This is a genomic window from Roseobacter sp. HKCCA0882 (assembly GCF_037805225.1).
Taxonomy (GTDB): domain Bacteria; phylum Pseudomonadota; class Alphaproteobacteria; order Rhodobacterales; family Rhodobacteraceae; genus M30B80.
The window spans coordinates 663,353-676,688 of record NZ_JBBLYI010000001.1 but is presented as its reverse complement, the minus strand read 5'-3'; the positions used below and the strand labels follow the sequence as shown (position 1 = coordinate 676,688).

Annotated in this window: 12 protein-coding genes; 7 read left to right on the top strand and 5 right to left on the bottom strand. The window is 55.9% G+C overall.

The window, feature by feature from the left end:
* Positions 1–11: 11 nt before the first annotated feature.
* The gene (locus AAC622_RS03520; protein WP_340260341.1) at positions 12–992 is read right to left on the bottom strand and encodes an Ldh family oxidoreductase; all 981 of its coding nucleotides are present in this window, start codon (positions 990–992) and stop codon (positions 12–14) included.
* Positions 993–1,024: 32 nt separating this feature from the next.
* Positions 1,025–1,912: a LysR family transcriptional regulator gene (locus AAC622_RS03515; RefSeq protein ID WP_340255853.1), complete on the bottom strand. Its 888-nt coding sequence runs from the start codon at positions 1,910–1,912 to the stop codon at positions 1,025–1,027.
* Between the two features lie 95 nt (positions 1,913–2,007).
* Between AAC622_RS03515 and AAC622_RS03510 the strand changes: the two genes are divergently transcribed.
* From AAC622_RS03510 to AAC622_RS03480, 7 genes are all read left to right on the top strand, one after another.
* On the top strand, positions 2,008–3,456 hold the full coding sequence (locus tag AAC622_RS03510) for an aldehyde dehydrogenase family protein (protein ID WP_340260340.1): 1,449 nt from the start codon (positions 2,008–2,010) through the stop codon (positions 3,454–3,456).
* Positions 3,453–4,493 carry a membrane dipeptidase gene (locus AAC622_RS03505; protein WP_340260339.1) on the top strand — a complete coding sequence of 347 codons (1,041 nt, stop codon included), beginning with the start codon at positions 3,453–3,455 and terminating at the stop codon, positions 4,491–4,493. Before AAC622_RS03510 ends, AAC622_RS03505 begins: the two co-directional genes overlap by 4 nt.
* The gene (locus tag AAC622_RS03500) at positions 4,490–6,190 is read left to right on the top strand and encodes a hypothetical protein (protein WP_340260337.1); all 1,701 of its coding nucleotides are present in this window, start codon (positions 4,490–4,492) and stop codon (positions 6,188–6,190) included. The genes AAC622_RS03505 and AAC622_RS03500 overlap by 4 nt, the downstream gene beginning before the upstream one ends.
* Positions 6,180–6,842 carry a DUF3726 domain-containing protein gene (locus AAC622_RS03495; protein ID WP_340260336.1) on the top strand — a complete coding sequence of 221 codons (663 nt, stop codon included), beginning with the start codon at positions 6,180–6,182 and terminating at the stop codon, positions 6,840–6,842. Before AAC622_RS03500 ends, AAC622_RS03495 begins: the two co-directional genes overlap by 11 nt.
* Before the next feature lie 283 nt (positions 6,843–7,125).
* Positions 7,126–8,091, top strand: a complete 966-nt coding sequence (locus AAC622_RS03490) for a glycine betaine ABC transporter substrate-binding protein (protein ID WP_340260334.1) — start codon at positions 7,126–7,128, stop codon at positions 8,089–8,091.
* Between the two features lie 69 nt (positions 8,092–8,160).
* On the top strand, positions 8,161–9,168 hold the full coding sequence (locus AAC622_RS03485) for an ABC transporter permease (protein WP_340260332.1): 1,008 nt from the start codon (positions 8,161–8,163) through the stop codon (positions 9,166–9,168).
* A 25-nt stretch (positions 9,169–9,193) separates the two neighbouring features.
* The gene (locus tag AAC622_RS03480) at positions 9,194–10,243 is read left to right on the top strand and encodes a quaternary amine ABC transporter ATP-binding protein (RefSeq protein ID WP_340260331.1); all 1,050 of its coding nucleotides are present in this window, start codon (positions 9,194–9,196) and stop codon (positions 10,241–10,243) included.
* A gap of 54 nt (positions 10,244–10,297) precedes the next feature.
* Here AAC622_RS03480 and hemA read toward each other — a convergent pair whose 3' ends face one another.
* From hemA to AAC622_RS03465, 3 genes are all read right to left on the bottom strand, one after another.
* Entirely contained in the window at positions 10,298–11,530 is a 1,233-nt protein-coding gene (gene hemA / locus AAC622_RS03475) for a 5-aminolevulinate synthase (RefSeq protein WP_340260330.1), read from the bottom strand.
* Positions 11,527–11,985, bottom strand: a complete 459-nt coding sequence (locus AAC622_RS03470) for a DUF302 domain-containing protein (RefSeq protein WP_340255828.1) — start codon at positions 11,983–11,985, stop codon at positions 11,527–11,529. The genes hemA and AAC622_RS03470 overlap by 4 nt, the downstream gene beginning before the upstream one ends.
* Positions 11,986–12,053: 68 nt before the next feature.
* Entirely contained in the window at positions 12,054–13,325 is a 1,272-nt protein-coding gene (locus tag AAC622_RS03465) for an NAD(P)/FAD-dependent oxidoreductase (RefSeq protein WP_340260329.1), read from the bottom strand.
* Between the last annotated feature and the right edge of the window lie 11 nt (positions 13,326–13,336).

Here is a 13,336-nt window from a genome sequence, read left to right as displayed (position 1 = left end):
CTCGTGGCGCGCTAGGCTGCCAATCCTGTGATCTTATCCCAAAGGGCCTGAGGCACATCCACCGATGTCTCCCGCACCCGCCCTTGGCCTGGAACACGCGCGCCCTCTTCTTCGGCCACAGCCTCCAACAGTCGCGCGATCCGCGCGCCAAACTGATCGCTAAATGTGCTCGCATCCATCGCAAAATAGAATTGCCCCAATCTATGCGGCGGCCCATCTGGCAATTTCAGCCCCCCGACATCCAACGAATTGACCGAGCCCGTCATCGCAGCGGCCAAGACCTCGGCCATAATGCCAAACCCCCACCCCTTATAGCCGCCCGCACTCAACAATGCGCCTTGCAAGGCCGCTTCGGGATCGGTTGTTGGGCGGCCTTCGGCATCTACGGCCCAACCCAATGGGATCTCCTCCCCTGCATATTTCGCCATGGTGATTTTCCCCAAAGCCACGGCCGAGGTTGAGAAATCAAAATGCACCGACAGCCCCCCTTGCCCATCAGGCACGGACATGGCGATGGGGTTGGTGCCGATGACGCGCCGCTTGCCATTTGGCGCCGCCACAACGGGCGAGGCGTTGGTAAAGCCGATGCACAGCTTGCCCGCTTGCGCGATTTGTTCGGTAAAATAACCAAGCGAGGTGCAGGTATGGCTTTGCGCCACGGCCAGCATGGCCACGCCTGTTTCATCCACCAGATCGCAGAATTGATCTTTGGCCGCGGCAAAGGCGGGTTGGGCAAAACCAAGCCGCGCATCCGACAAGATCGCAGCCGCCTTTGGACGGCTAACAACAGGCATGACCTGCCCATCAACACGCCCAGAGGACAATTGCACACAATAGCTTTCGACATATTGCAGGCCGCAAATCACATTGCCATGCGCCTCGGAATGGGCAGTGGCGCGGGCCACCTCCCCCGCCTGCCATGCGCCCGCCCCATGGGCCATGAGCGCGGCTTTGGTCACGGTTTCAATCTCGCTGATCGCCACTTGCGCCATGGCCGCCCTCCCTATGGTCGTTTTGTCAAAGGCTAAGGGCTTGGCGCAGGGGGTGCAAGCAAGTCCCAAAATGACTGCGCCACAGGGCTAAGATGGGCGGCGCAGTTCCTTATTTTACACAGCTCACGGCGGCTATGCGGATCATTAGGGGCAAAGAAGCGCAAGGCGGGGTCGGCTTCGGCCATTGCGGTTTGGGGCAAAATCGTGATCCCGATACCCGCCCGCACAAATGCCAAAAGTGCCGTGGTATTGCGCGCCTCAATGCGGCAATCTTGCAATCCTTCGGTCACGCTGGGGTGATCCACCAGATCGCAAAGCGGGTTGGCAATCAGCGGCTCGTGGATCAAATCTTGCCATTGCACGCCGCGCCCCTTGGTCTTCTGCGCAAATCGCCCGTCATGGCGCGCGACAATCCCCAAAGGGTCGCTCAAAAGGAGCTCCGCCTCAACGGATGGCGCGGCATTGGCACGCGGGGATTGCGAGATTATCCCAATATCCACCTCGCCCATTGCCACTTGTGCAATCACACTGGCGGTGTCGCTGTCGCGAATATCAAGGCGTACATCAGGACGGGCCTGCGAAAAGGCCAAAACCGCGCGCGGCAAAAGCGTGATGGTCGCAGAAGGCACCGCCATGACCCGCACAGTTCCCGCCAAAGATCGCGCATGGCGCGCTATGGCATCGAGACTGCGGGTATAGGAATTGGCGGCGCGCCGCGCCTCCTCCAACACCAAACGTCCCAAAGGGGTGAGGCGATTTTTGCGATCCGTTTCAAAGAGGGGCGCGCCCACTTGGGCCTCAAGCTGTGACAGAGCCATCGACAGGGCCGATGGCGTGCGCCCCAATTTCTGGGCCGCAAGCGCCAAGGCCCCCTCTTCGGCCACGGCCAAAAACACGCGCAACATCTCTAACTTGATCATAGTTCAGAATTCTTGAAATTTATTTCAATAATTTGAGATTGCCTGAAGTATATCCCCCTGTCTAGGCTGAACGCGCGGTAACAAGGGACAGGTTTATGCAGGGTCAGAATTTCATCGATGGCATGTGGCGCGATGGCGTAGCGCAGATTGCGAATATCAACCCATCTGACACCAGCGATGTGATTGGCCATTTCGCCCAAGCCAGTCATGAAGATTTGACCGAAAGCATGGCCGCGGCGCGGCGTGCACAGGCCGAATGGTGGGCCATGGGCATTGAGGCACGGCACAATGTGTTGATGGCAATCGGCACAGAGATGATGGCACGGGCCGATGAACTGGGCGAGATAATTTCCCGCGAGGAGGGAAAACCGCGCGCTGAAGGTCGCGGTGAGGCCTATCGCGCAGGCCAATTCTTTACCTATTTCGCAGCAGAGGCGCTGCGCAATCAAGGCGACCATGCCGAAAGTGTGCGCGGCGGCATTGAGGTGGATGTGCGCCGCGAACCTGTAGGCGTTGTGGCGATCATCAGCCCCTGGAACTTTCCAATTGCAACGCCCGCGTGGAAAATCGCACCTGCATTGGCCTTTGGCAATGCCGTGATCTGGAAGCCTGCCAACCTGACCCCTGCAAGCGCCGTGATGCTGACCGAGATCATCGCCCGCCAAAACATTCCCAAAGGCCTGTTCAACTTGGTTATGGGCGCAGGGGGCACGATTGGACAGGCTTTGGTGGAAAGTACCGCGTTGGATGCCATAAGCTTTACAGGCTCGGTTCCCGTGGGCCGTGCCATTGCCGCATCAGCCATTCCCAATATGACCAAGCTGCAAATGGAAATGGGATCAAAGAACCCTATGCTCGTGATGGAGGATTGCGACCTTGATCTGGCTGTGGCCCATAGTGTGAATGCGGCTTTCGGGGGCACGGGTCAAAAATGCACCGCCGCCTCGCGTTTGATTGTGCACGAGAAAATCCACGATGCTTTTGTCGAAAAATTGGTCGCGGCCACAAATAAGCTCGTGGTTGGCCCCGCCCTAGACAGCGCTACGCAAATCGGCCCTGTGGTGAGCGAAGCCCAGCTTAACAGCAATCTTGATTATATCGCCCTAGGCCAATCCGAAGGGGCCGAGCTTTTATGTGGCGGAACCCGCGCTGATGCGGAAACCACAGGCTATTTCATGCGCCCTGCGGTCTTTGCCAAGACCCGCAATGATATGCGGATCAACCGCGAAGAAATGTTTGCCCCCATCACATCGGCGATTAAGGTGGGCAGCTATGCCGAAGGGCTAGACGTTGCCAATGACAGCGAATTTGGTCTCACCGCAGGGATCATGACCAAAAGCCTTGCCCGCGCCGCCCATTTCCGCGCGCACATGCGGGCGGGCTGCGTGATGGTGAACCTTCCCACCGCAGGCACAGATTACCATGTGCCTTTCGGGGGACGGGGGGCATCCTCTTACGGGCCACGCGAACAAGGCCGCTATGCCGCAGAGTTTTACACGACAGTCAAAACCTCGTACCTTGGGGTCACGGGGGATTTGGAATGAGTGAAACAGGTGCGATGCATCCCGTGCAAAACCCACTGATTGACGGGCTGCAATATGCCAATTGGTCGGAAAAAGTCTTTCGCCAGATGCGCGAAGGCGGGGTGGATGCGGTGCATGTCACCATCACCTATCACGAGAATTTCCGTGAAACGGTTCTCAATATCGAAAAATGGAACCGCTGGTTCGAAACCTATCCAGACCTGATTTTTCAAGGCTTTGATGCAAGCGATATTGCCCGCGCGCGGGCCTCAAGACGCACGGCAATTTTCTTTGGCTCGCAAAATCCCTCCTGCATCGAAGATGACATTGGGTTAGTCGAGGTGCTGCATCGCTTAGGTCTGCGGTTCATGCAATTGACCTATAACAACCAATCCCTGCTTGCCACGGGCTGCTATGAGGCCGAGGATACAGGCCTCACTCGCATGGGGCGCGAGGTGGTGGCCGAGATGAACCGCGTGGGTCTGGTCATCGACATGAGCCATTCGGGCGAGCGCTCGACTTTTGAGGCGATGGAACACTCCACTCGCCCGATTGCAATCACCCATGCAAATCTGGCCAGTTGGCACCCTGCCTTGCGCAATAAATCCGATGATCTCTTGCGCGCGCTTGGCCAGTCGGGAGGGATGCTTGGTTTTTCGATCTATCCCCATCACCTGAAGGGCGGGTCTGCCTGTAGCTTGCAAAGTTTCTGCGACATGGTTGCGCGGGCCGCCGATTTGATGGGCGTCTCACAGATCGGCATTGGAACGGATCTATGCCAAGATCAACCCGACAGCGTGGTCGAATGGATGCGGGTCGGGCGTTGGACGAAAAATATCGACTATGGCGAAGGCAGTGCCGCGCAGGCGGGGTTCCCGCCAATGCCTGATTTCTTTGCCGACAATCGCGATTTTGGCCGTTTGGCCGCAGGCCTGCGCGCAGTGGGGTTTGACGCGGGCAATGTCGCAGCAATCATGGGTGGAAATTGGCAGCGCTTTTTCGGCGAAAGTTTCACACCCGCTGTGCAGGCTGTCCCCAATACAAAGGCCGCGCAATGATGGATCGGGCGGCGCCCCATATCATGGGCCTTGCGCCGATTGCGCTGCGGGCGCCTGATACGGTCATGCGCCTCGCGCGGATGGGATCAGCCCACCCCACGCGGCTGTCATTTCTGCGCATATTGCTGCGCCGCATTGAAACCGAAGGGTGGCGGTTCGAGCGGCGTATCTTTGATCTTGACGAAAACGGTGTTGGGTATGCCGTCTATTGCCTTCACGGGCCTAAACGCAGTTATAGCCTTGTGGCCTTTGCCCATGATCTGCCCGCAGATCAACGCTCGGATCGGGTGATTGCGACTGCGTGGGATGCCACCTTTACCCTCTTTGATGGTATCCCCACCGCAGATGATATCACGCGGCTAAGCGCCAATGTGCCCCTGCAAGAGGCAGGGCGCATCAGCCCGCGGGAATTATCCCTCAGCCGCGCCAATCGGTCGGTCAGGTTGTTTGATCATGTAGTGGCCCGCTTGGCCACGGGCCAACAGCCAGAACGCGATGCGCTTGATGAGGTGGGCTATTTAATGCGCACAACCGCCGTTTATGGCTCGTCCAAATTCGGGGCGGCGGAAAATGCCGATATTGCCACGCGGCCAGAATTATGCGCGCCGTTCCAAGCCGAGATGATGTCGGTTTGGCTGACCCGCAGCTTTACCATCGACCTTGTAAATCATCTGGCCCGCGCCAAAGGCGGGGCAGAGGCCACAACGCTTGCGCCTGCATTGGCCCGCAGTCTTGGGGTGGGAAATTCTACAGGTCTTGGCATGGCCCCGTTCTTGGTGCGTCACCCTGCCCTTTTGGACGCTTGGGTGCGGGTGCGCGAAACGGCGCTTGCACGGGTGCGCGGCCAAAGACGGATGTCAGAGGCCGATTTGCGCTCGCTGATCGCGGGCTGCGAGGCCGCGCGCGACACGGGCGCGACATGGCGTTCAAATCACCCTGTGCAACTGGCCAAATTGGCAGATCTGCGGGGGGATTTAGAAAAGCTCCATCATCATCTAACCACAGGCCGCGGACATTGTGTGAAAGACCTGCCATGGAATGCGATATGGCATTGGGGGGAAGCGCATCTTAGCCTTGAGGGGCAAGAAATGCTCTTGTCGATCCTGCTTGAACCCTGCGGCGCGGTGATTGACGATTTGGAAATGTCGCTGCGCGCAGACGAGCCACCCGCCCCCCCGATTGAGGGGCAAGCGCGGCTTGGCGATCTGCGCCGCGCGATTGAGGGCCGTTACGACTGGGCCTTGTCCTATGACTTCTCAACCCAAGAAGCACGAGCGCGGTTCTGGTATGTCTCGGAAGAAAAGCTTGAACCCCGCCTCGGCGCGCGCTTCGAGGAAGAGGGCGCAACCCGTGAAGCCCCGCTTGGCATCGCCTATTTGATCCGTCAGGCCTATGACGCGATGGCCGCCTACCCTGATGCCACGCCCGCCTATGCGTTTCTTTTGGCCCATCCCGAACACCGCCAAATTCTGCGCCGCCTACAATGGTTGGCGGGGCGCGATTATGGCGAGATTCGCGAAAACCTCATCGGCGCTGACATCCTGCCCATTGACATGATGCGCTATAAGCTGGCCTTTTTTGGGGCTAATCACTTTGATCCGCGCTCGGATAAATGGCTGCGCATCAGCCTCTTTGCGGGGCAATTTTTCCCTGAACATATCTGCGCACCCGCGCATGGGGGAGCAGATGCAGCTTAGCGCGGGGGAATGGGCCAGCTTGGGCATTAAGGCCGCGCGCGGCGCGGGCTATTCTTGGGGCTTGGCCGAGGAATTCGGCGCAAGTTTGGCGACTTTAGAGCAATGGGGCATCAACGGCGCAGGCCCTGCCCTTGCGTTATGTGCCGCGCAGGCGGTTTTGGGTCTGCCACAGATGACCGAGATTAACGGAGGCGTTTGGGGGCAAGCTGGCGCACCGCTTTGCCCTGTTGCAACAGGCGCACTGATTTGTGACCTGGGACATAGCCCCCAAGGCCTTTTTGGGCCACACCCCTTGACGCTTGCCGCTGTGGCCGAGCCGCTGATGCTGCTGCCATTTTTGGACGGGCTAGCGGCCCGCGAAGGCCGCGCAGTGCAAATTTCGACACCAAAAGCGGCACTTGTTTTTGGAGGCCTTTTCCCATTGGACACCAACGAAATCACCCAATTTGCAGATCACGCGCGCGACGCGACCCTAACCCTCTGTGCCAAGCCAAGCCGTTATGGCGCATCTGTACCGCGCGCGCCATATCTCCAAACGATAACTCCCGAGACCTACGCAGATTTGGATCGCTTTGCGCTGGAGACAACGGTGCCCGCAACTACGCAATCACGCGAGACGGGGGCAGGCGCAGGCCTGAGCGATAATGACTAAACATAACGAACCCGAAGAGCCCTCCGCTAAAACAGTATGGCGCGACCTTTGGGCTCTCGGCAAAAAATACAGTTTGCACGCAAGGTTCAGCCTCACATCGTTGACCTTCGTGCCGAGACCGGCATGCAATTTCATGCCAGAACTCGACTTAGGCGCAGATTTTGTACCGAAGTCGAAAACTAAAACCGCCAATGTCGCTATCGCATGCGAAGTGTCGGTTGAAGAACCTGAAAACCTACAAGTTCGTTGTGAACTTGAAACACCATCTGGGAGGTAATTAAAGATGAAGAAGTTTGCTTATACATCCGTGGCGGCCCTCATGCTGTCCACAAGCGGCGCATTTGCCTGTGGTCAGGTCAGCGTTGGCGCAATGGGTTGGGCCTCGGGCGAGGCCTTGGCGGCGCTGACGGGCTTTGTCCTCGAACAAGGCTATGGCTGCGAGGTAACCATCGTGCCAACAGACACCGTGCCTGCGGTGACATCTTTGGCCGAAAATGGTCAGCCGGACATTGTTCCCGAGGTTTGGGTAAACTCAGCCACTGTGTATGCTGGTCTTGAAGCTGAGGGTAAAGTCATCACAGCCTCGAACACATTCTCAAACGGTGGAGAAGAGGGTTGGTGGGTTTCCACCGCGGCTGTTGAAGCTAATCCGGAACTTGCCACGATCGAAGGTGTCTTGGCCAATGCCGAATTGGTCGGTGGGCGCTTTAACAATTGCCCCGTCGGTTGGGGCTGCCGCATCGTGAACGATGCGTTGAAAGTTGTATTTGATCTTGAAGGAAACGGGATCGAAGTATTTGATCACGGCTCTGGCGCAAACCTCGCTGCATCAATCGCAGCAGCAGACGAAGCTGGCGAACCGTGGTTCGGCTATTACTGGGGCCCGACTGCAATTTTGGGGAAATATGATCTGACCAAGGTGGACCTAGGTCCAATTGACGGGGCACAGCATGCAATCAATCAAAACGCAGACGCAGACCCTGCCACTTGGGGGCCATCAGATTTCCCTGCTGCAACCGTTGTTAACGCTGTCACTGCAGATTTGGCCGAACGTGAGCCAGACGTTGCCAATTTTATGCGTAATATGGAAATGCCCAACAACATTGTCAGCTCGATGCTAGCATGGGCAGAAGAAAATGGCGCGTCTGCTGATGAAGCTGCAGCCTGGGTTTTGACCAACCACAGCGACATGATCCTGGGCTGGATGTCAGAGGATGCAGCTACGCGCGTTTCGGCACTTCTGCAATAATCCAAAACCAATGACAAAGGTCAGCGCCGCAGGGCGCTGGCCTCTCTCATTTCGCAAGGAGGGTAACTTATGGCGTATGATTGGATATTCAGCGCGCTTGGCATGACAGACGCCTGCAAAACCGATAGCGGGCCACTTTTATCGTTGTCATCTTTGCGCAACGAAGCGCCAAACCCATGGGATTTACCCTTTCCTTCGCTTGATACACTTAACGAGGCCTGTGCCGCCTTTCCAAAAACACGGGACTTCACCGCCGCATTAGAAGATGGTTTCCTCTACATACGCCCCGCCCTGCGCACTATTCTTGATCCGCTGACCCAGCCCCTGTCATGGGCGCTAGATGGCGCTTTAACGCTGTTTGTGGAAATGCCGTGGTGGATTTTGGTGCCGCTTTTAATCTTGGTGGCCAAGCTTTTGTCGAATTCCTACAAGGTCGCGAGCATCGTGGCGACGTCTTTCTTGTTTTTGCTCTTCGTCGATTACTATGAATTCGCCATCCAAACCCTGTCGATCATATTTGTTTGTACGGTGTTGTGCGTAGCCTTCGGGGTGCCGCTTGGAATTGCCATGTCGCGCTCAGACAGGTTCCAAAACGCAATAATCCCGATTTTGGATATGCTGCAAACCTTGCCGACCTTTGTATATCTGATCCCCCTCATTTTCTTGTTCAATATCACCGAACCCAAGCTCTATGGTCTTGCGATTATCCTCTATGCGATTGTGCCTGTGGTTCGCCTGACCAATTTGGGCATTCGCCTTGTGGATCGCGATGTAATGGAGGCGGTCACAGCCTTTGGTTTAACGGATCGCCAGAAACTCTATCGCGTACAAATCCCGCTTGCCCTGCCCAACATCATGGCGGGTGTGAACCAAACGATCATGATGAGCCTTGCGATGGTGGTGATTGCCTCGCTCGTGTCAGCCCCGGGTCTGGGAACATTGGTTCTCGATGGCATCAACAACCTACGCCTTGGTGTTGGATTTTTGGCGGGTTTTGGCATCGTGTTGATCGCGATTATGCTTGATCGCGTCTCCAAGGCCGCCTTGGCACGTATCGACAAGTCGAACAAATCATAAGCACCGCAGAAGGGACTAAGAAACCATGGCTTTGGGTGACGTAAAAATCTCGGTGCAAAACCTATTCAAAATCTACGGCCACAATCCGCGCGCCGTGCAGGACAAGGTGTATGATGGCATCGACAAATCCGCCTTCATGCAGGAAACGGGGCATGTTCTGGCGTTGAATAATATCAACGTGGACATGCGCGAGGGGAAAATTACCGTGGTGATGGGCCTGTCTGGCTCTGGCAAATCCACGCTGATCCGCCATCTCAACCGATTGATCGAACCGACCTCAGGGCAGATCTTTCTCGATGGCACAGATGTTTTGGCCATGGATGAGGAGGCGCTGCGCAATTTGCGGCGGCGGTCTATGTCGATGGTGTTCCAGAAATTCGCGCTTTTGCCCCACCGCACCGTATTGGCCAATACAATCCTTGCGCCCGAGGCGCGCGGCGAGAATATCAAACAAGCCGAGGATGAGGCGCGCAAATGGTTGGCCCGTGTGGGTCTTGAAGGGATGGAAGACAGCTATCCAAGCCAGCTTTCAGGCGGTATGCAGCAGCGCGTCGGTCTGGCCCGCGCTTTAACCTCAAACGCCGATGTGATGCTGATGGACGAGGCATTTTCCGCGCTTGACCCGCTGATCCGCACCTCGATGCAAGATTTGCTGTTGGAATTGCAACGTGACCTGCACAAGACCATCATCTTCATCACCCATGATTTGGACGAGGCGTTGAAACTGGCCGATCACTTGGTAGTTTTGAAAGACGGCTATATCGTACAGCAGGGCGACCCGCAGGAGATATTACTGCGCCCCGCTGCACGCTACATTGAGGAATTCATCCAAGACATCAACCGCGCCCGCGTTTTGAAGGTGAAATCCATCATGAGCCCCGCCAAGACAAAGCGCGGCTGCGGTGATGTCGTGCAGGGTGATGATACGCTAGAGGCGGTCATCAACGCCCATAAGGGCCGCATTGATGGCACCTTTGCCGTCTCTGACCCAAACGATTCCACCAAGATCATCGGCAAGGTGAAGATGGAAGATATCTATCGGGCTTTGGTGCGCCCACAGATGCAACATGATTAAGTAAATTAATTCATAGCGGGGCAGTTTTGCCCTGCCTCGATGATCTATGTCAATCTATTGCGCGGCGCGCGCGGTTTGCGCTAATTTACACTCCGCCCAAAGATCAGACAGGGCCTTGACCAAATGATTCATCGCATCTGCGTCGTGAACAGGGCTTGGGGTGATGCGCAGGCGCTCTGTGCCTTTGGGGACTGTAGGATAGTTGATCGGCTGGATATAGATGCCATGCTCATCCAAGAGCCTGTCTGAGATATAGCGGCATTTCACAGGATCACCAACCATGACGGGAATGATATGACTGTCATTGGCAAGATGGGGAATGCCCGCTGCATCCAGGCGCACGCGCAAGTCTGATACCCGCTCCTGATGAGCCGCGCGTTCCGTCTGGCTTGTTTTAAGGTGGCGTACAGCGGCGCAGGCCCCAGCCGCAACCGCGGGCGGCAAAGCGGTGGTAAAGATAAAGCCACTGGCAAAACTGCGTATAAAATCGACTAGTGCGGCGCTGGCGGCAATATAGCCCCCCATCACGCCATAGGCCTTGCCAAGCGTGCCCTCAATCACGGTCAGACGATCCATCAACCCCAGCGCTTCAGCAATCCCGCCGCCTCTTGGCCCGTAAAGACCCACGGCATGCACCTCGTCGAGATAGGTCATCGCGCCATAGCGATCTGCCAAATCACAAATCGCGGCAATGGGGGCAACATCACCATCCATCGAATAAACTGATTCAAAGGCGATTAATTTAGGCTGCTCCAGCGGCAGGGCCGCCAATTTCGCCTCAAGATCTGCCAAATCATTATGCGCCCATATGATCTTTTGCGCGCGCGAATGACGGATGCCTTCAATCATTGAGGCATGATTGCCTGCATCTGACAGAACAACACAATCAGGTATCTGCGCTGCCAATGTCCCAAGGGCCGCCCAATTTGACACATAGCCTGAGGTGAACAACAGCGCGGCCTGTTTGCCGTGCAGATCGGCTAATTCCGCCTCAAGCGCAACATGGGCGTGGGTTGTGCCCGAGATATTGCGCGTGCCGCCCGCACCCGCGCCCGTACGCTCAAGCGCGTCTTGCATCGCGGCAATCACATCGGGGTGTTGACCCATACCTAAGTAATCATTTGAACACCACACCGTGATGTCTCGCGTGCCGCCCTTGTGGTGGTTTTGGGCATGGGGAAAAGCGCCCCGCTTGCGTTCAATATCCGCGAAATAGCGGTAATTGCCTTCGCTGCGCAGCCTGTCGATTTTGGTCGCAAAAAATTTATCGTAATCATAGGCGCTCATTGGTCGCGCGCCTCTAGGATGATCGCGTCCAACAATGCCTCGACCTCTTGCATTGGCCCATCGGGATAGGTGCGGTGACCAATTTGCACGACACCATCCTTTGAAGTGACAAAGATATTATAAGGGCAATGCGCGATATTCGCAGGATCCGCCTCCATCACGCGGCGCGACACAGCTGCGGAGCAAAATAAGAAAATATCTGCCTTATCAAAAATCACCACATCGCTGCCGATATCAGCGGCGGTACGGTTCAGCATATCGCCCGTATATGAGCGATAATCAATGACCAAGCCGCGCCCTATAATGGTGTTCTCCACCGCAAAGGTAGCATCTTCGAAATTGCCGTAATAATCGAAAAACACCGCCTCTTGCGCGCAGGCCTCTTGTGCAGCCAGAGCTGCAACAAGGCCAGTCATAAGACCAACAAAGAGACGGGGGGCAGTGCAGCACGACATAAGCCGTAGTCCTTTAACAAATGGCAGGCAGGGGCGCTCTACGCCCCTGCCCTTCTGATGGTGTTATGTCAGGCAGTGCCAAACATATCTTCAGTAATCGCGTCATACCAACCAAGGCTTTCCCGATAGGTAGCCTCGCGGGTGGCAGCGTCCTCATCCACTTGGCTAACGAACCCGTCAATTTTTGCGATTTTTTCATCGGTCGCTTCGTAGGTTGCACCAACTTTGATACCATCATTTGTATCAATCAGAGACCAGCAGGTATTCGCAAAACGTGCGGGGAACGCTCGGCCGCCTGCAAGATCAGCAACAATAGAATTGGCACAAACTTTTGCCTGGCTGTTTGCAGAAAAACCTGACTTCGGCATATCACCTTGTGCAGCGGCATCGCCCAGAACATGAACATTTTCATCAATTCTAGATGCTAGATTATATGCTGAGACAGGCGCCCAGTTACCATCAGTAACACCCGCTATTTCCGCGATCCGGCCCGCACGCATCGCAGGTATCACGTTGCAAACGTCAACTTGTTCCACTTGGCCATCAATTGAAACAGTCATCGCGCTTGGATCGACGGACACGTTTGCTCCCCCAAAATCAGGGCCAATCCTTTCGATCATTCCATTATAATGGCGTTGCCAACCGTCTTCGAACAAACCCTGTTTTGAAAACTTGTCTTTTGGGTCGACGATCAAGATCTTAGCTGTTGGATTTGTTTCCTTCAGCATATGAGCGACCATTGACACTCGCTCGTATGGCCCTGGAGGGCAGCGGTATGGGTTGGGCGGCGCTACCATTGCAAATACGCCGCCTTCGCGCATGTTGGCCAGTTGAGCCTTCAATAGCTCGGTTTGGCTGCCCGCTTTGTAGGCATGAGGCATAGCGTTTTGAGACGCTAAGGACCAACCTGGGACACTGTCTTCAATGAAATCGATGCCAGGGCTCAAAACCAAACGGTCGTAACTCAGCGATGCACCACCGGCAAGTGTTACCGTTTTCGCCTGTCGATCTACATCTACTGCCCAATCATGTACGACATTGATTCCATAATCGGCAGCCAAAGTGCCGTAACTGTGGCCTAGGCTATCAATTTCTCTGAACCCACCTAAGTACAAATTCGAGAAAAAGCAGGTGTAGTAACTGCGAGTTGGCTCAACCAATGTCACGTTAATAGCGCCCTGGCTGCCATTCGCAATGTAGCGAGCAGCTGTGGCACCACCTGCACCACCACCAATCACAACAACGTTGGGTGCAGCTTGCGCTCGAGCGAGCATCGGCGCAGCCAAGGTAGCAGAAACCGCAGCTGCGCTACCTAAAAACTGTCTTCTATCAAGTGGCATTCCAAATTCCT

Bases quoted from the DNA above. Each gene is read 5' to 3' on its own strand.
- AAC622_RS03520 (WP_340260341.1), bottom strand. From the start codon at position 992: ATGGCGCAAGTGGCGATCAGCGAGATTGAAACCGTGACCAAAGCCGCG.
- AAC622_RS03500 (WP_340260337.1), top strand. From the start codon at position 4,490: ATGATGGATCGGGCGGCGCCCCATATCATGGGCCTTGCGCCGATTGCG.
- AAC622_RS03515 (WP_340255853.1), bottom strand. From the start codon at position 1,912: ATGATCAAGTTAGAGATGTTGCGCGTGTTTTTGGCCGTGGCCGAAGAG.
- AAC622_RS03505 (WP_340260339.1), top strand. From the start codon at position 3,453: ATGAGTGAAACAGGTGCGATGCATCCCGTGCAAAACCCACTGATTGAC.
- AAC622_RS03465 (WP_340260329.1), bottom strand. From the start codon at position 13,325: ATGCCACTTGATAGAAGACAGTTTTTAGGTAGCGCAGCTGCGGTTTCT.
- AAC622_RS03470 (WP_340255828.1), bottom strand. From the start codon at position 11,985: ATGTCGTGCTGCACTGCCCCCCGTCTCTTTGTTGGTCTTATGACTGGC.
- AAC622_RS03495 (WP_340260336.1), top strand. From the start codon at position 6,180: ATGCAGCTTAGCGCGGGGGAATGGGCCAGCTTGGGCATTAAGGCCGCG.
- hemA (WP_340260330.1), bottom strand. From the start codon at position 11,530: ATGAGCGCCTATGATTACGATAAATTTTTTGCGACCAAAATCGACAGG.
- AAC622_RS03510 (WP_340260340.1), top strand. From the start codon at position 2,008: ATGCAGGGTCAGAATTTCATCGATGGCATGTGGCGCGATGGCGTAGCG.
- AAC622_RS03490 (WP_340260334.1), top strand. From the start codon at position 7,126: ATGAAGAAGTTTGCTTATACATCCGTGGCGGCCCTCATGCTGTCCACA.
- AAC622_RS03480 (WP_340260331.1), top strand. From the start codon at position 9,194: ATGGCTTTGGGTGACGTAAAAATCTCGGTGCAAAACCTATTCAAAATC.
- AAC622_RS03485 (WP_340260332.1), top strand. From the start codon at position 8,161: ATGGCGTATGATTGGATATTCAGCGCGCTTGGCATGACAGACGCCTGC.